This window comes from Gordonia sp. Z-3 (assembly GCF_036233855.1).
GTDB lineage: Bacteria > Actinomycetota > Actinomycetes > Mycobacteriales > Mycobacteriaceae > Gordonia > Gordonia tangerina.
This window is the reverse complement of sequence record NZ_JAZARS010000016.1, coordinates 104,250-120,224: the sequence shown is the minus strand read 5'-3', so window position 1 is coordinate 120,224 and position 15,975 is coordinate 104,250. Positions and strand designations below refer to the sequence as shown.

The 15,975-nt window shown below is 66.4% G+C and carries 14 protein-coding genes; 4 read left to right on the top strand and 10 right to left on the bottom strand.

The window, feature by feature from the left end:
* Positions 1–31: 31 nt before the first annotated feature.
* From VX037_RS18410 to VX037_RS18400, 3 genes are read right to left on the bottom strand one after another with little or no spacing between them, the layout of a single operon-like run.
* Complete coding sequence (locus VX037_RS18410; RefSeq protein ID WP_235721808.1) at positions 32–829, bottom strand: ABC transporter permease; 798 nt, start codon at positions 827–829, stop codon at positions 32–34.
* Positions 826–1,602, bottom strand: a complete 777-nt coding sequence (locus VX037_RS18405; RefSeq protein ID WP_235721807.1) for an ABC transporter permease — start codon at positions 1,600–1,602, stop codon at positions 826–828. Before VX037_RS18405 ends, VX037_RS18410 begins: the two co-directional genes overlap by 4 nt.
* Positions 1,595–2,431, bottom strand: coding sequence for an ABC transporter ATP-binding protein (locus VX037_RS18400; protein ID WP_235721806.1), 837 nt, complete (start codon positions 2,429–2,431; stop codon positions 1,595–1,597). Before VX037_RS18400 ends, VX037_RS18405 begins: the two co-directional genes overlap by 8 nt.
* A 172-nt stretch (positions 2,432–2,603) precedes the next feature.
* On the opposite strand from VX037_RS18400, the gene VX037_RS18395 reads away from it, so the two are divergent.
* Entirely contained in the window at positions 2,604–4,241 is a 1,638-nt protein-coding gene (locus tag VX037_RS18395; RefSeq protein ID WP_235721805.1) for an acyl-CoA synthetase, read from the top strand.
* A 15-nt stretch (positions 4,242–4,256) separates the two neighbouring features.
* Here the strand turns inward: VX037_RS18395 and VX037_RS18390 are convergent, their stop codons facing one another.
* Positions 4,257–5,564, bottom strand: coding sequence for a DNA polymerase III subunit delta' (locus tag VX037_RS18390; protein ID WP_235721804.1), 1,308 nt, complete (start codon positions 5,562–5,564; stop codon positions 4,257–4,259).
* A gap of 171 nt (positions 5,565–5,735) precedes the next feature.
* Here VX037_RS18390 and VX037_RS18385 point away from each other — a divergent pair, with 171 nt between their 5' ends.
* Positions 5,736–7,193: an adenylate/guanylate cyclase domain-containing protein gene (locus tag VX037_RS18385; protein WP_235722004.1), complete on the top strand. Its 1,458-nt coding sequence runs from the start codon at positions 5,736–5,738 to the stop codon at positions 7,191–7,193.
* A 288-nt stretch (positions 7,194–7,481) separates the two neighbouring features.
* On the opposite strand, the gene topA is transcribed toward VX037_RS18385, so the two are convergent.
* The 3 genes from topA to VX037_RS18370 all read right to left on the bottom strand — a co-directional run bounded on the left by topA (position 7,482) and on the right by VX037_RS18370 (position 11,654).
* Positions 7,482–10,484 carry a type I DNA topoisomerase gene (topA, locus tag VX037_RS18380; protein WP_235721803.1) on the bottom strand — a complete coding sequence of 1,001 codons (3,003 nt, stop codon included), beginning with the start codon at positions 10,482–10,484 and terminating at the stop codon, positions 7,482–7,484.
* 219 nt (positions 10,485–10,703) lie between these two features.
* The gene (locus tag VX037_RS18375; RefSeq protein WP_235721802.1) at positions 10,704–11,288 is read right to left on the bottom strand and encodes a hypothetical protein; all 585 of its coding nucleotides are present in this window, start codon (positions 11,286–11,288) and stop codon (positions 10,704–10,706) included.
* 162 nt (positions 11,289–11,450) lie between these two features.
* On the bottom strand, positions 11,451–11,654 hold the full coding sequence (locus tag VX037_RS18370) for a cold-shock protein (RefSeq protein WP_004022110.1): 204 nt from the start codon (positions 11,652–11,654) through the stop codon (positions 11,451–11,453).
* Between the two features lie 335 nt (positions 11,655–11,989).
* On the opposite strand from VX037_RS18370, the gene VX037_RS18365 reads away from it, so the two are divergent.
* Both VX037_RS18365 and VX037_RS18360 read left to right on the top strand, forming a co-directional pair.
* Entirely contained in the window at positions 11,990–14,353 is a 2,364-nt protein-coding gene (locus VX037_RS18365; protein ID WP_235721801.1) for a DEAD/DEAH box helicase, read from the top strand.
* A complete protein-coding gene (locus VX037_RS18360) occupies positions 14,346–14,891 on the top strand; it encodes a hypothetical protein (RefSeq protein WP_235721800.1) in 546 nt (181 codons plus the stop codon). The genes VX037_RS18365 and VX037_RS18360 overlap by 8 nt, the downstream gene beginning before the upstream one ends.
* Before the next feature lie 21 nt (positions 14,892–14,912).
* Here the strand turns inward: VX037_RS18360 and VX037_RS18355 are convergent, their stop codons facing one another.
* The 3 genes from VX037_RS18355 to VX037_RS18345 are packed head-to-tail and all read right to left on the bottom strand — an operon-like array spanning position 14,913 to position 15,928.
* Complete coding sequence (locus VX037_RS18355; protein ID WP_235721799.1) at positions 14,913–15,266, bottom strand: Rv3654c family TadE-like protein; 354 nt, start codon at positions 15,264–15,266, stop codon at positions 14,913–14,915.
* The gene (locus tag VX037_RS18350) at positions 15,250–15,696 is read right to left on the bottom strand and encodes a TadE family type IV pilus minor pilin (protein ID WP_235721798.1); all 447 of its coding nucleotides are present in this window, start codon (positions 15,694–15,696) and stop codon (positions 15,250–15,252) included. The genes VX037_RS18355 and VX037_RS18350 overlap by 17 nt, the downstream gene beginning before the upstream one ends.
* Positions 15,697–15,709: 13 nt before the next feature.
* Positions 15,710–15,928, bottom strand: coding sequence for a DUF4244 domain-containing protein (locus VX037_RS18345; RefSeq protein ID WP_328715262.1), 219 nt, complete (start codon positions 15,926–15,928; stop codon positions 15,710–15,712).
* Positions 15,929–15,975: the final 47 nt, after the last annotated feature.

The following is a 15,975-nucleotide window of genomic DNA, read 5'->3' as shown; positions in this document are numbered from 1 at the left end:
CTTTCCGATGTCCCCCCGGTTGATCCGGAGATCACTTCTGTTCCATACCCATTCGGGTGAGTACCACGGTCTCGGCGACGCCGACGATCGCGTAGATGATGATCGAGGCGACCGTGATGACCAACACCGACGCCCACAGTTCGTCATAGGCGGCGGCGGGCAGCGCCTGCTGCAGTGTGGCACCCAGCCCCTTGTTGGTGCCCAACCATTCGGCGACTGTCGCCCCGACGATCGCTCCGGGCACCGAAACCTTTGCGGCACTGAACAACGACGGCACCGCTGCCGGTATGGCAGCCATCCGCAGTGCGGTCGCCGACGATCCGCCATACACCGTGATCACATCGTTGATCTGTCGCGGCGCATTCGCCAGCCCGGTCATGATCATCACCAGAGCCGGGAAGAACACCACGATGCCGCCCATCACCGCGACCACCGCGACACCGCGTCCCACGATCAACGTGATCAACGGCGTCATCGCCACCAACGGCACCGAACGCAGCAGCATGGCGATCGGCATGAACGTCTGCGCGGCGGGCCGCGACAGCACGAACAGCGCCGCGGTCGCGATGGCCGCGCTCATCCCGACGACGAAGCCGATCGCCGCGTCGGTCAACGTGATCCACAGGTTGTCCAGGATCTCCGCGCGCGCTTCAGCAGCATCCGGCGCGGTGAAGAGGTACTCGAACACATCCACCGGGGTACGGCCGATGATGGGGCCGATATCGGGGAACGCGAGCAGAAACAGCCACCAGATAACCAGGATCAGCACAAACGACAACAGCAACGATCCGAGGAAGCGGCCGATGCTCCACAGTCCGGTTGCCGTCACCGCAGGACCGCCAGACCGGCCGACCACCGCGTCGCGAACCGCGCCACCACGCTGATCGCCGCATAGGCGATGCCCGCGATCGCACCGCTGATCAGCGCGATCGCCCATACCGCGGGAATGTCGCCGCGCTGTTGGGCGACGATCATCGCCGGGCCCGCCCCGGTGTCGGGCATCGCCAGGAATTCGCCGAGCACCGCACCCAGCACGGCGGCAGGTGCTGCGATCTTCACCGCCGCAAGGGTGTTGGGCACTGCCGCGACCGACCGGACTCGCCACAGCTGGGTGGCGCGTCCCCCGCCGTACACCTTCACCAGGTCCAGGCTGCTCTGATGGGGTGAGCGCAGTCCGGTCAGCGTGCCGATCATCGTCGTGAAGAACACGGAGATCGCCGCGAGGAAGACGATCATCGTCTGCACCTCGGCGAAGGCGACCTGAATGATCGGCGCCACCGCGATGATCGGGGTGCAATACGAGATGATCGCGAGCTGCGTCGCCAAGCCTTCGATCGGCGGGATCAGCACCACCAGGACAGCGAGGCCGATGGCCAAGCCATTGCCCCACAGGAACCCTCGCGCGGCGAGCTCGACGGTCGACGAGAAGTTGTCGACATAGAACGCGGCGCCGGTGTCGACGATCGTCGAGATGACCTCGCCCGGTGTGGGTATCGTGCCGCTGAACCAGTCCAGCGCACCGGCGATCCACCACAGCGCGATCAACCCGAGCAGGCCGAGCAGCCCGGCGTACCAACGGTTGGCACTCCCGAGATCAGCCACGTGTGGCCTCGGCGGTCGCTCGCCTGCCGTCGTCGGCTCCGCCGAACAGCAAACCCGACAGATGATCGTGTATTTCGTGGAACTCGGGGGTGCGCATCATTTCCGGAACCCGCGGGCGCGGCAGGTCGATCGAGACCATCTCCACCACTTTGCCGGGGCGCGGGCTCATCACCGCCACCTCGTCGGACAGGAACACGGCTTCGGCGATGCCGTGGGTGACCATCAGCGTGGTCGCCGGTTTCTCGGTCCAGATCCGCAGCAGTTCGACGTTGAGTCGCTGCCGGGTCATGTCGTCGAGCGCACCGAACGGTTCGTCGAGCAGCAGCGCGGTGGGTTTGACGACCAACGCGCGGGCAATCGAGACACGTTGGCGCATGCCACCGGACAGGGTCGCCGGCTTGGACTTCTCGAAGCCCGACAGTCCGACGAGCTCGATGAGGTCGGCCACGAGGTCGTCGTCCACCGACATCCGGCTCACCTGCAGCGGCAGCTTGATGTTGGCCTCCACCGACCGCCACGGCAACAATGCCGAATCCTGGAAGGCGATACCCAACTCGTGGTTGCGTTGCAGGTCGGTTGGCGACTGGCCGTTCATCAACGCGGTGCCCGCGGTCGGTTCCTCGAGACCGGCCAGAATCCGCAGCACGGTCGACTTGCCGCAACCCGACGGCCCGAGCAGCGACAGGAACGAGCCCTCCGGCGTCGCGATCGACACATCGTCGAGCGCAGTCACCGTCGAGCTGCCCCGCAGGGCGCGTGTCGAGAAGGTCTTCGTCAGCCCGGAGATATTGATGCCGGTTCCCGGCGGCCGTGACGCGGCAGCACTCATGCAGCGAGACGTTAGGAGCCGGGTGTTGCTGGCTGATTACCGCTGAATTATCACTGTCCGCTTTCGGCTCGGTTCGCTGGGAGGGGGAATCTGATCACACCGGGTGTCAGACCCCTTAGAGTGGCATCCAGAGCACGAGGTGTGTGACACAGACAACGGGAGGCCGCCGAGCATGGCATCGATCCGCGATCATCTTCAGACCTTGACCGACACGGTCGGCGCGGTGCGCGTGCTGCAACGATCCGGCGCACTCGACCTCACCAAACCGCGCGAACTGGCGACCGCGGTCAAACGCAGCAAGACGCTCGGCGCGCCGGCGACGATCATGCTGCACGGCGCAGAAGAGCACCCCGACGCGCCGGCGCTGACCGACGAACGCGGCACACTCACCTTCGGTGAGCTCAACGACAACGCGAAGGCGCTGGCCAACGAACTCCTCGCGATCGGGCTCACCCCAGGCAGCGTCATCGGCGTGCTTGCCCGCGATCATCGCGGACTGCTCACCGTGCTGGCCGCCTCGGGTTTCGCAGGTGTGCGACTGGCGATGATGAACACCGGGTTCGGTAAGACCCAGTTCGCCGAGGTCGCCGAACGCGAAAGAGTCCAGGTGATGTTCTACGACGAAGAGTTCATCGACCTGCTCGACGGTCTGCCCGACAGCCTCCCGCGGTATCTGACCTGGGTCGACGGCGACCGGCCGATCCCCGAAGGGGTTCGCACACTCGACGCCGTCGTGGACGGCGGCAACACCTCCATGCCGCCCGAACCCGACGATGTCGGTGGGTTGGTCATCCTCACCAGCGGAACCACCGGACTCCCCAAAGGTGCCCAGCGCGGCCGATTCTCACCGTTCACCAGCGCCCTGCTACTCGACCGCATCCCGATCCCGCAGAACGGCACCGCGGTCATCGTCTCGCCGATCTTCCACTCCACCGGTTTCGCCCTGTGGGGTGTTGCGACCGCGCTTGGCAACAAGACGGTGGTGATGCGTCGCTTCGACGCCGAGAAGACTCTCGGCGCCATCGCCGACAATCGCGCCGACGTGCTGGTGGCGGTGCCGACCATGCTGCACCGGATGGTCGCGCTCGGTCCCGACGTGATCAAGAAGTACGACCTGTCGTCGTTGAAGATCATCGTCATCGCCGGTTCTGCACTCTCGCCGACCTTGTCGGAGGCTGTGCAGGATGCCTTCGGCGACGTCTTGTACAACCTGTACGGGTCCACCGAGGTCGCGATCGTATCGGTTGCGACGCCGAGTGAGCTGCGGCAGGCGCCCGGAACCGTCGGCCGTGCACCGGTGAGCAGCCATCTCGCGCTCTACGACGACAACGATCAGCGGATCACCGCGTCCAACGTGCGCGGCCGGCTGTTCGTGAAGAACGGCGCGCCGTTCGAGGGCTACACCGACGGGCGCAACAAGCAGGTCATCGACGGTTACATGTCGACCGGTGACATGGCGCGGTTCGACGACAACGGCCTGATGTTCATCGAGGGTCGCGACGACGACATGATCGTGTCCGGCGGCGAGAACGTCTACCCGCTCGAGGTGGAGAACCTACTCGCCGAGCATCCCGATGTCGCCGACGTCGCGGTGGTGGGCGTCGAGGACGACGAGTTCGGAACCCGCCTGCGCGCGTTCATCGTTCGCGCCGAGGGCGCCGACCCCCAGATCGACGATCTGAAGCTGCACGTGAAGTCGAACCTGGCGCGCTACAAGGTGCCCCGCGACGTCGTGTTCGTCGAAGATCTCCCGCGCAACGCCACCGGCAAGCTGGTCCGCCGGAATCTGCCGACGGGTCCGCTCGCCTGAGTGACCGGGCCGACATCAGCGGCCGGCGTCGACCCGACGCCGGTCGTTGAGTGCCAGTCCGATCGTCGCGACCATCGCGTCGACCGCGAACTTCGGTTTCACGTTGACGTCGAGTGCGGTCCGGCAGTCCAGCACGGCCTCCACACAGCGCAGCAGCTGCTCCGGCGCCGCGTAACCGGCCATCGGTACCGCGATGTCGTCGGTCTTGTCCGGATGCATCGCGGCAACCTGCGCACCCACCGAGATGACCAGCGCATCCCGGAACAGTGCCGCCAGATCGACGAGCGCGCGGTCGAGCATGTCGCGCTGAACCCGGGTGGAGCGCGACTTCTGGCGTTTCTCCAACTCTTTGAGCGCACCGGCGGTACCCCGCGGCGGACGGGCGGTGCCCTTGCCGGTGCCGCCGGCGCCCAGCGCGGTCTTCATCTCCTCGGTCTCGGACTCGTCGAGTTCGGCACTGATCGCCTTGGCCGCATCCTCGGCCGAACGCACCAACGCCTCGGCCGCCGCATACGCGGTCGAATCGCGGGCGGCCGCTCGGGCCAGGCCCAACGCCTTCTCGCGCTGTGCACGCGCTTCGTCGTCTGTGGCCAGACGCTTGGCGCGGCCCACGTGGCCGCCGCACACCCCCGCCGCCCACGCGGCGCGTTGCGGATCAATGCCGTCGCGATCGATCAGCACCCGCTCGATGTCGGCTACCGCCGGGGTGCCCAACGCGATGTGCCGGCACCGCGACCGCAGGGTCACCGAGATGTCGTCGGGGTCGACCGACGGCGCGCACAGCAGGAACACCGTCCGCGAGGGCGGCTCCTCGACCGCCTTGAGCAGCGCGTTGGCGGCTTGCTCGGTGAGTCGGTCGGCATCCTCGACGATCACGATCTGCCAGCGTCCGGTCCCGGGCCGCCGGGCGGCCGCCTGGACCACGTCCCGGGCCTCGAGCACCGACAGGCTCAGGCCCTGCGGAACCACGTGGCGCACGTCGGCGTGTGTCTGCGCCATCACCGTCACACAGGCACGACATTCGCCGCAGCCCACATCACCGACGTCGGGCGACTGGCACTGCAGGGCCGCGGCGAAACAGGTCGCTGCCACCGACCGTCCGCTGCCAGGCGGCCCGGTGAACAGCCACGCGTGCGTCATCGAGGCCCGCACGGCCCCAGCCATCGTGTCGCGGTTGGGGTCGTCGGACGGCGCGAACATGGAAACAGCCCCGGCATCGCCCTCGTCAAGACGCGCCGCCACCCCGCGGGCAGCCCGGGCAGCAGACCGCAGTTCGTCGGCAATCGGTGCCTGGCCGATCATCCGGTCGAAGACATTTGTCACAGTGCCAGCGTAATGCGCAGTTCAGACACGTCCCCGAGACCCACGCGTGTTTAACAACTGCAAGCAGCCCGCTACCTTTGAAGCGTGATCAAACGTCGGTCTCGGTGGTCAAAGGGCCTGCATCTGGCCCGTTGGCTGGTGCATACCCCGTGGCCGATCCTTGCGCTGGACATGCTGCGCGCAAACGTCGTCGGCGCCCTGTTCACCTTCGCGTTCCTCCGGTTCGGGATGCCACTGGAGGATTCCTACAGCCTCGACGAGATCACCGCGCTCAATCAGGTGATCTTCGCGATCTACCTGGTGGTCGCGATGTTGGTGGGTGGGTTCCTCAGCATCCAGCTGTCCTTGCCGGTGTTGATCTGGCATCGGCGGCGCACCCGCCTGGACAACGCGAACGCGCGGCGCCGGGCGCTGAAGCTGCCGTATGTGCTGTCGGTGGTCAACCTCGGGCTGTGGACGGTCGGCGGCGTGCTGTTCACGATGGTGAATTTCTCCGTCTCGCACAAGAATGCGTTCATCGTGGCGATGGCCAGCGCGGTCGGCGCGCTGGTGACCTGTGTGCTCTCCTACCTGCAGGCCGAGAAGGTGCTGCGACCCATCACCGTCGCGGCGATGGCCAACGAACCCGACGCGGCCGTGGCCCCGAGCGTGACCGCCCGCATCGCGGTGTTCTGGGTGGTCAGCGTGGTCGCCCCGCTGGCGGTCATCATCGGGTTGATCATCCTGCAGCGTCTGGGCTGGATCGAGACCGACCCGGAGGGACTGCAGCGCCCCATCCTCTGGATGTCGGGCGCGGCGCTGGCGTTCAGCGTCATCGCCATCGTGCGTGTGGTTGCGGCCATCAACGACCCGATCAAGCAGCTACGCAAGGCGCAGAGCGAGGTCTCGGCCGGCAATCTGAACGTCGCCGTCAAGATCTACGACGGCAGCGACCTGGGACTGTTGCAGGCCGGCTTCAACGACATGGTGTCGGATCTGCGGGAGCGCCAGGAGCTGCGCAACCTGTTCGGCCGCTACGTCGGCGAGGATGTGGCCCGCCGCGCCATCGAGACCGGAACCGAACTCGGCGGCGAGGAACGCTACGTCGGCGTGCTTTTCGTCGACATCGTCGGGTCGACGCGGCTCGCGGTCAACCGGCCGCCGCGAGAAGTGGTCAACCTGCTCAACGAGTTCTTCCGGGTGGTGGTCGCCGTGGTGGGTCGCCACGGAGGCTTCGTCAACAAATTCCAGGGTGATGCGGCGCTCGCCATCTTCGGCGCACCACTGGATCTCGACGACTTCGCGGGTCGCGCGCTGGCATCGGCACGCGAACTGCGCACCGAGCTCTATCGCACGCTCGGCGACACCGACATCGGTATCGGGGTGTCGGCCGGTAAGGCCATCGCCGGCCACATCGGTTCCGAGCAGCGGCTGGAGTACACGGTGATCGGCGACCCGGTGAACGAGGCGGCGCGACTGACCGAGCTCGCCAAGGACGAACCCACCCGGGTACTCGGGTCCGCGCGCGCGGTGTTCCTGGCCTCGCAGACCGAAGCCGAACACTGGGATATCGGTGAGGGTGTGGAGCTGCGTGGACGCGGGATAGAGACCCTGCTCGCGCGGCCGCTGTTGGAGCCGGTGGACATCTGACGGGCGCGGAGGGGGTCCGTGTGGGGTCTCGATACGCTCCTCGCCTAGCGGCTCGGAGCTACTCGACCACCGACTGGTGGCGCCACCCGGCGGCGCAGTGGACCGACGGATTTCGTCGCCCCGCCGCTGATCGAGTAGCCGCGAACGGAGTGAGTCGGCGTATCGAGATCCTCGGATCGAGTAGCGTGCGAGCCGTTAGGCGAGCAGGCGTATCTCTAATAGGTCTAGCTGGTCGAGATCCTCGGATCGAGTAGCGTGCGAGCCGTTAGGCGAGCAGGCGTATCGAGATCAGTCCGCCGACTTCTTCGCCGTACTCTTCTTTGCCGCAGTCTTTTTCGCGGTTGCCTTCTTGGCCGCAGTCTTTTTGGCGGTCTTCTTGGCCGGAGCCTTCTTGGCGGCCTTCTTCGCCGACTTCTTGGCCGGCCCACGGGCACGACGATCCGCCAACAACTCCATCGCCCGTTCCGGCGTGATGGAGTCGACCTCGTCCCCCTTACGCAGGCTCGCATTGGTTTCGCCGTCGGTCACGTACGGCCCGAAGCGGCCGTCCTTGATGACCATCGGCTTGTCCGACACCGAGTCGTTTTTGCCGAGTTCCCGTAGCGGCGGCGCGGCCGCCTGCCGACCCCGACGCTTGGGTTCGGAGTAGATCTTGAGCGCCTCTTCCAGGGTGATGCCGAAGATCTGGTCCTCACTGGTCAGCGACCGAGAGTCGGTGCCCTTCTTCAGGTATGGGCCATAGCGACCGTTCTGCGCGGTGATCTCGTCACCGGATTCCGGGTCCACACCGACGACACGCGGCAAAGACAACAGCTTCAATGCGTCGTCAAGGGTCACCGTCGAGATGTCCATCGACTTGAACAGCGACCCGGTGCGCGGCTTCGGGCCGGCTTTCTTCGCTGCCTTCTTGGCCGTCTTCTTGGCGGTCTTGGCCGCGGTTTTGGTCGCGCCACCCGACGTGTCGTCGAGCGGCACAACATCCCCGTCACCACCGGTGGCGCCGCCGGCCCCACCGTCACGTGGCGTCGGACCCGCCGGCACCGTGGCGGGCGCCTTACCGTCGTCGTCACCATCGTCGTCCGACGGCAGGATCTCGGTCACATACGGACCGAATCGTCCTTCCTTGGCGACGATCTCGTTTCCGGTGAGCGGATCGTTGCCCAACGACCGACCCTCCTGCGGAGTCGCGAACAGCTTCTCCGCGACCGCCAAGGTCAACTCGTCGGGCGTGATGTCGGCCGGGAGGTTGGCGCGCTTGAGATCCGGTTCGGCATCCGGCCCCGCGACGTTGCGTTCGAGATAGGGTCCGTATCGGCCGACCCGCACGAAGATCGGCCGGCCCTCGTCGTCGTCGAACAACCGGATCGAATTGACCTCGCGGGCATCGATCTCTTCGAGATTCACACCGACGAGCTTCTTGAGGCCACCGTACTTGGCGACCTCCGACTTGGCCGTCTCCGACTCTGCTTCGGCGTCGCCGAAATAGAAGTCGGTCAGCCAGCTGGTGCGGTTGGCCTGGCCGGCGGCGATCTGGTCCAGGTCGTCCTCGAGGGTGGCGGTGAAGTCGTAATCCACCAGACTCTCGAAGTAGGCCTCCAGGAGGCCGACGACGGCGAACGCGATCCACGACGGGACCAGCGCGTTACCCTTTTTCACCACGTAGCCGCGGTCTTGAATGGTGCCGATGATCGACGCATACGTCGACGGACGTCCGATGCCGAGCTCCTCGAGCACCTTGACCAATGACGCCTCGGTGAACCGCGCCGGCGGATTGGTGGAGTGACCGTCGGCGTCGAGTTCGGTTGCCGTCAGCGCCTGCCCCTCGGTGAGGTTGGGCAGCCGGTTCTCGGCGTCGTCGGCCTGACCACCGGCGAGTTCGTCGACGGTCTCGACATAGGCCGAGAGGAAACCGGGGAAGGTGATGGTGCGTCCCGAAGCGGCGAAAGTGCAGCGTTCGCCGGAGGTGGCGGTGCCGCTGATCCGCAGGCTCATCGTGGTGCCCTTGGCGTCGGCCATCTGCGAGGCGACGGTGCGCTGCCAGATCAGCTCGTAGAGCCGGAACTCGTCGGCCTCGAGTTGCCCACCGACCTGTCCGGGCGTGCGGAATGTCTCGCCGGCCGGGCGGATCGCCTCATGGGCTTCCTGCGCGTTCTTGACCTTGCGGTTGTACTGCCGCGGTGTCGGATGGACGAACGACTCGCCGTACAGCTCCCGCGCCTGGCTGCGCGCGGCGTTGATTGCCGACTCGCTCAACGACGTCGAGTCGGTACGCATGTAGGTGATGTAGCCGTTCTCGTAGAGCCGCTGCGCGATGCGCATGGTGCGGTCCGACGAGAAGCGCAGCTTGCGGCCGGCCTCCTGCTGCAGGGTCGAGGTCATGAACGGGGCGTACGGACGCCGGGTATACGGCTTCTCCTCCACCGACGTCACGGTCATATCGGCACCGTCGAGGGCGGTAGCCAGGCTCGTGGCGCGCTCACCGTCGAGCACCAGCACGCCGTCGGCCTTCTTGAGCGCTCCGCGCGCATCGAAATCTCGGCCGGTGGCGACCTTGGCGTCATCCACCGACACCAGCCGCGACGTGAACGTGCGCGGCGTCGACGAACTCTCCGCACCGACGTCCATGGTCGCCGCGATGTCCCAGTACTCGGCGGAGACAAAGGCCATCCGCTCGCGTTCACGGTCGACGATGATGCGGGTGGCCACCGACTGCACGCGGCCCGCCGACAGCTTCGGCATGACCTTCTTCCACAGCACCGGCGACACCTCGTAGCCGTACAGGCGGTCGAGGATGCGGCGGGTCTCCTGTGCGTCGACGAGGTCGATGTCGAGGTCGCGGGGGTTCTCGGCGGCGGCCCGGATGGCTGACTCGGTGATCTCGTGGAACACCATCCGCTTGACCGGGATCTTCGGCTTGAGCGTCTCCAGCAGATGCCAGGCGATCGCCTCCCCCTCGCGGTCACCGTCGGTGGCGAGGTAGAGCTCGTCGACATCCTTCATCAGCGACTTGAGTTCGGTGACCGTCGACTTCTTGTCGGCCGAGACCACGTAGAGCGGCTCGAAGTTGTCGTCGACGTTGACACCGAGACGCGCCCAGGGCTGACCCTTGTACTTGGCGGGGACGTCGGCGGCGCCGCGCGGCAGGTCGCGGATGTGGCCGCGGGAGGACTCCACGACATAGTTCGCTCCCAGGTACCCCGCGATCTTGCGGGCCTTTGTCGGCGACTCGACGATGACCAGTCGTCGGGTCGAGCTCCCCTTGGTGGGAGTTGCGGTGCTGGAATCGGCCACCGGGCGTCCTTTACTTCGCATTCGCTGATGTCGTCCGCGCCAACGGCCTCGTCACACGCACGACACTCGATCAGGTTTGTACCTTATATATAGCGTCGTCTGCACACTCGGATTCCCGTCGGCAAACCCCCAGTGTGGCAAATTACGGCGCCGCGGCCGCATAATTCCTGGTCAGAGCAATATGCAAGGAATTTTGCGGCCTCGGGTGGGTCGGCGGCATCACAGACCGTCGACATGCGGCCAATGCACGGCGGCGTCGGGCACCGCAGGGGGATCCCCGATGTACTCCAGGAGGTGGCCGAGTCGCCGTTTGCCGGCGATGCGCAGGGCGTGCGACAGCCCCCGGCCGACCAGGGTGGGGGCCACGCCGACCCGCATCAGGGCGGTCGCCAGGGCGGGATGCGTGTCGGGGGCGTGGCTGTCGAGACCCAGCATGAATCGGTCGCCGTCGCGTTCGCCGGCGGCGAGAGTCCACAGCCGCAGGGCACGCGGTGACGGCACCCAGCCCGACGGCATCGCCTTGACCGCACCCGACGACCACCGGCGATGCAGGTCGTCGAGATCATGGCAGGGTTGCGTCCGCGCGATCGGATTGCCCTCATCGGAGATGACGACCTCGGCATCCACCCCGGTCGCGGACATCTCCTCGACGAGCGCGTCGGCGCGCCAGCGTTGCGCCACCACGACCGAGATCCGCGTACCGCCGTCGGATCGGACCGCTTGTCCGTGCGCGGCGAGCAGACCCGACAGATCCTCGTACGCGGGTTGGTCGATCTGCGCGGAGAAGAACGACAACTGGCCCACACACCGAGATTACTGCCTGACCGGCCGCGTGCAGCGTCACGCATCGCGCCGGACACGGATCACCACCGGTCGGCCAAGGCCACAAAAGAGTCGCTCCCGACCACCGTTACGGTGACCGGGAGCGACTTCGCTCAAGCTTTCGCAGCTTGCAGGAGGTGACTCCTAGACGGCGCGGACGCCAGTGGCCTGCGGGCCCTTGGTTCCCTGGCCGACCTCGAACTCGACCCGCTGGTTCTCCTCGAGGGTGCGGAATCCCGAGCCCTGGATCTCGGAGTAGTGGACGAACACGTCATCGGACCCCTCGTCAGGCGCGATGAAGCCGAAGCCCTTTTCCGCGTTGAACCACTTCACAGTTCCCTGTGCCATTACTGCAATCCTTTACATACATTCCAACAGACGCGACACGATGGGTCTCGTGTCGTGGCCGGTCCCGACCGCCATACCTCGATAGTTCCCCACGGAAGAATCCCCGAAAACCTGCCTCAGTACCACGGTCACAACACGATCTCGGGAGATCACCGGGGTCCCGGCGGCTCACGAAAGCTGCGACCGCCCATAAGTCAATCACGTTCACGGCGCGCGCGATAGTCACCCCGATCAACCAGATTCCAAACCTGCCGATTTTCGCGGTCCCGACATCCGTCGGTAACATGGGAGATCCGTGTCGAACCACGACACAGCACAATCGAACTCTCCAGGCAATGCACACTCCCACATTCGGGTCCGAGCTGCTCCGACGCAGCACGGCCGGCACCGACCCGTCCACCTCTCCGATCACACACATGTCGGTGATCGGCTCGCGCGCAGCCACTTTCGCCGACTGGCCGGAGTGGGTTCCGGCCGATCTCGTGGCCGCATTCGGTGCCGACGGAATCGATAAACCGTGGGTGCATCAAGTGGCGGCTGCCGAACATGCATTTAACGGAAAACACGTGGCCCTGTGCACCGGCACGGCCTCCGGGAAATCGTTGGCGTATCAGCTACCCATTGTGAGCACGCTGTTGAAGGATCCGAATGCGACAGCGTTGTATCTTTCACCGACGAAGGCTCTCGGTGCCGACCAGATCCGTTCGGTCACATCACTGCTCAGTGCGGCCGGCGACAGTCGTCGCGGAGCGGCGACAGGTGTTCAACGCCAGTTCACACATCTGCAACCGTGCGCCTACGACGGTGACACCGACGTGGAGCTACGCCAGTGGGCGCGTGCACACTCCCGGTGGATCTTCACCAACCCGGACATGCTGCACATCGGTATCTTGTCCGGTCACGCGCGATGGCGACACTTCTTTCGGCATCTGCGCTACATCGTCGTCGACGAGGCTCACCATTACCGCGGGGTGTTCGGCTCGCACACCGCGTTGGTCCTGCGCCGACTCCTGCGGATCGCGCGCTCGGCCGGTGGTGATCCGGTGGTCATCGCCACCAGCGCGACGATGGCCAAGCCGGCCGAGGCGCTGACGCGGCTCATCGGCGAACCCGCCGTCGCGGTGACCGAGGATGCCTCACCGCGCGGCGAACGGACAGTTGCGCTGTGGGAGCCGGATTTTCTGCCCGCGGTGACGGGTGAGAACGGCGCACCGATCCGACGTTCGGCCGGTTCCGAATCGGCTCGACTGCTCGCGGATTTCGTTGTCGAGGGAGCGCGGACGCTGTGTTTTCAGCGCAGCCGGCGCGGGGTCGAGCTGACCTCACGACAGGCCCGGCATCTGCTGGCGCAGAGCGCTCCTGAGCTCGTCGACCGGGTGGCCGCCTACCGCGCCGGGTATCTCGCCGACGATCGGCGGCGACTCGAACGAGCCATCTCCGACGGTGAACTGGTGGGGGTGGCCACGACCAACGCGCTGGAGTTGGGCGTCGACATCAGCGGTCTGGATGCGGTCATCGTGGGCGGTTACCCGGGCACTGTTGCGTCCTTCTGGCAGCAGGCCGGACGCGCTGGGCGCCAACGCACTTCCGGAGACTCGCTGGTGGTGCTGGTGGCCCGCGACGACCCGCTCGACACCTACCTCGTGCACCATCCCGAGGCCTTGCTCGGGCGGCCGGTCGAGGCAACCGTCACCGATCCCACCAATCCGTACATCCTCAAACCCCACCTGCTGTGTGCTGCTGCCGAACTCCCGCTGCGCGAGAACGAGATCGCCGCCTGGGACGCCACCGACGCGGTCGCCGAACTGACTGCCGAGGGAAAACTCAAGAGACGCAAGGCCGGGTGGTATGTCGCCGCAGGCATCGAGCCGCATGCCGACATCGACATCCGAGGCGGCATCGGCGGTCAGGTGCTGATCGTCGACACCACCACCTCGCAGTTGCTAGGCACCGTCGACTCCGGTCGCGCGATGTCGACGGTGCATCCCGGCGCCCTGCACATCCATCAGGGCGAGTCATTTGTGGTCGACGAACTCGACCTCGACGACGGTCTGGCGCTGGCACATCCCGAGGAGCCGGACTGGACCACGTCGGCCCGCGAACTCACCGACGTCTCCATCACCGACGTGGTGGACCGGCGCGACTGCGGGGACCTCACCGTCTCCCTCGTGGAGGTGGACGTGACCCATCAGGTGGTGGGGTATCTGCGCACGCTGCTGTCCGGTGAGGTGCTCGATGCGGTGGAACTCGACATGCCCGCCCAGACGCTGAGCACCCGCGCCGTCATGTACACGCTGACCCCGGAGTCGCTGGAGGGCGCCGGGGTGACAGTCGGCGATTTCCCGGGCGCACTGCATGCGGCCGAGCATGCCGCCATCGGCTTGTTGCCGCTGGTCGCCTCCTGCGATCGGTGGGACATAGGCGGCCTGTCGACCAACCAGCACCCCGACACCGGCCTGCCGACCGTGTTCGTCTACGACGGATACATGGGTGGTGCCGGTTTCGCCGATCGCGGCTTCACCACCTTCGACACCTGGATCGCCGCCACCCGCGACGCGGTGGCGAGTTGCCGATGCGAGAGCGGCTGTCCTTCGTGTGTGCAGTCCCCCAAGTGCGGCAACGGTAACGATCCGCTCGACAAAGATGGCGCGATCAAGGTGCTGACGCTGTTGTGTCGGAGATACTCGAAGGATGACTGACGATCGCGCAGGCGGACGCGAACATGCGGCCCGCACGATCACCTCGGTGCGCCCGGCGTGGTTCTTGTTGGCACGTCCGACCCAGAATGTCGACGAACTGCCCGCCACCATCGGCGAACGCGACGTGTTCTTCGACGACGAGGCCGCGATGGACGCTCTCGACCTGCATTACGCGTGGTGTGCGGCCCAGCGCGGTGGGTACCACGCGACGGTGGTCCGCAGCGCACATTGGTATCTGCAGAGCGCGATGATCGGGCCCCAGGTGGACCCGGGACTCGGCGATGTCTACGTCGCGCTCACCGACGGCTCCGGTGGCCGGCGCGCGGTCGGTGGCGGCTTCCTCACCGAGGGGGAACTCATTCACTGGACCTCGTTCGTGCGGGCCACAACCCGATTCATGCCCGACGCCCCTGCGGTTCCCGTCTTCGAACTGGCACACCTCGGTGACGACAACGTCGACTTCGGCCACATCTGGTTCGCGCCACTGCAGTCGCGTCGGGTGCACCCGCAGCGGATCGTGATCCCCGACGAGCACTGATCGTGCACCTGCCGGTGCGGTTCAGGGCCCGGCGCGGGCCGACGCCACCGCCTCCCGAACCCCGAACGGCCCGAGACGCACCGGTACCGCAACCGTGAGCACCACATCGATACCGTCGACCTCGCACCGCGCGATCCGCCCGCCGACACGCTGCGCCTCGGCTATCTCGATGGCGGCCGAGCACGGGTCCGGCGCGGCCAACACGTGCTGCTGTGCAGCGGCGAGCGCCGCCAGATCCGCGGTCGACTGCGCGCGATGACGCGCCACCACTGCCCCACCGACGTAGAGCATCGCGACGGCCACCGCAGCCAGCGCCGCAACCGCGAAAGCACCCAGCAGCGTTGCGAAACCGCGGTCATCAGCCCACCAACGCATCACGGCGCTCGCTGTCTTCGGGGATGTCCCCGAACTGCGTGACCCCGGACTGCTTGACCCTGGAGTCGGCGCCGAGGGACTCCTTCGCTGCGACGGCCCTCGCAGACAGCTCCACCAGCGGTAGCAACGGCACGTTGTCGCGTACCTCGGCGACGATCTGTGTGCCACTGTCGCGCAGTGAGACCCGCGCGTCCTGCCCGGCGATGGAGACCGCCGTCGAGAGCGCCGACGTATCGCCGATCGCGGCCAACCTGGCCGCCTCCCGCGCCGCGTCGGTGCACCGGATCTGCGCACCCGCCGCCGCCACCACGCCGACACCGATCACCACGGCGGAGACGATCGCAGCGATCGCGTATGCACCCTCGACCGTGACCATGCCGCGATCATCGGCGATCGCCAACCGGATCGCGGTGATGCTCCGTCGCACCATGTGCACGGTGACCTCAGCCGACCGACGTGTTGAGCGCCTTGCCGATGATGCCGGTCAGGCCGCTGACGATGTTGTCGCCGGTCACCACCGTGTAGAGAATCGCTCCGAATGCCGCCGCAGCAATGGTCCCGATCGCGTACTCGGCAGTACTCATGCCCTCGTCGTCGGTGATCAGCCGCAGCACCTCCGCGGAAAGACGCTCGACGGGTCGGCGAAACATATTGTCGGTCATCAGGTTGCCCCTCCTGGGACGCCGGGTGCGTCCTCTGGTTCTTTGGA

Bases quoted from the DNA above. Each gene is read 5' to 3' on its own strand.
- VX037_RS18355 (WP_235721799.1), bottom strand. From the start codon at position 15,266: ATGCGTTGGTGGGCTGATGACCGCGGTTTCGCAACGCTGCTGGGTGCT.
- VX037_RS18370 (WP_004022110.1), bottom strand. From the start codon at position 11,654: ATGGCACAGGGAACTGTGAAGTGGTTCAACGCGGAAAAGGGCTTCGGC.
- VX037_RS18400 (WP_235721806.1), bottom strand. From the start codon at position 2,431: ATGAGTGCTGCCGCGTCACGGCCGCCGGGAACCGGCATCAATATCTCC.
- VX037_RS18350 (WP_235721798.1), bottom strand. From the start codon at position 15,696: ATGGTGCGACGGAGCATCACCGCGATCCGGTTGGCGATCGCCGATGAT.
- VX037_RS18365 (WP_235721801.1), top strand. From the start codon at position 11,990: ATGCACACTCCCACATTCGGGTCCGAGCTGCTCCGACGCAGCACGGCC.
- VX037_RS18345 (WP_328715262.1), bottom strand. From the start codon at position 15,928: ATGACCGACAATATGTTTCGCCGACCCGTCGAGCGTCTTTCCGCGGAG.
- VX037_RS18360 (WP_235721800.1), top strand. From the start codon at position 14,346: ATGACTGACGATCGCGCAGGCGGACGCGAACATGCGGCCCGCACGATC.
- VX037_RS18385 (WP_235722004.1), top strand. From the start codon at position 5,736: ATGCTGCGCGCAAACGTCGTCGGCGCCCTGTTCACCTTCGCGTTCCTC.
- VX037_RS18395 (WP_235721805.1), top strand. From the start codon at position 2,604: ATGGCATCGATCCGCGATCATCTTCAGACCTTGACCGACACGGTCGGC.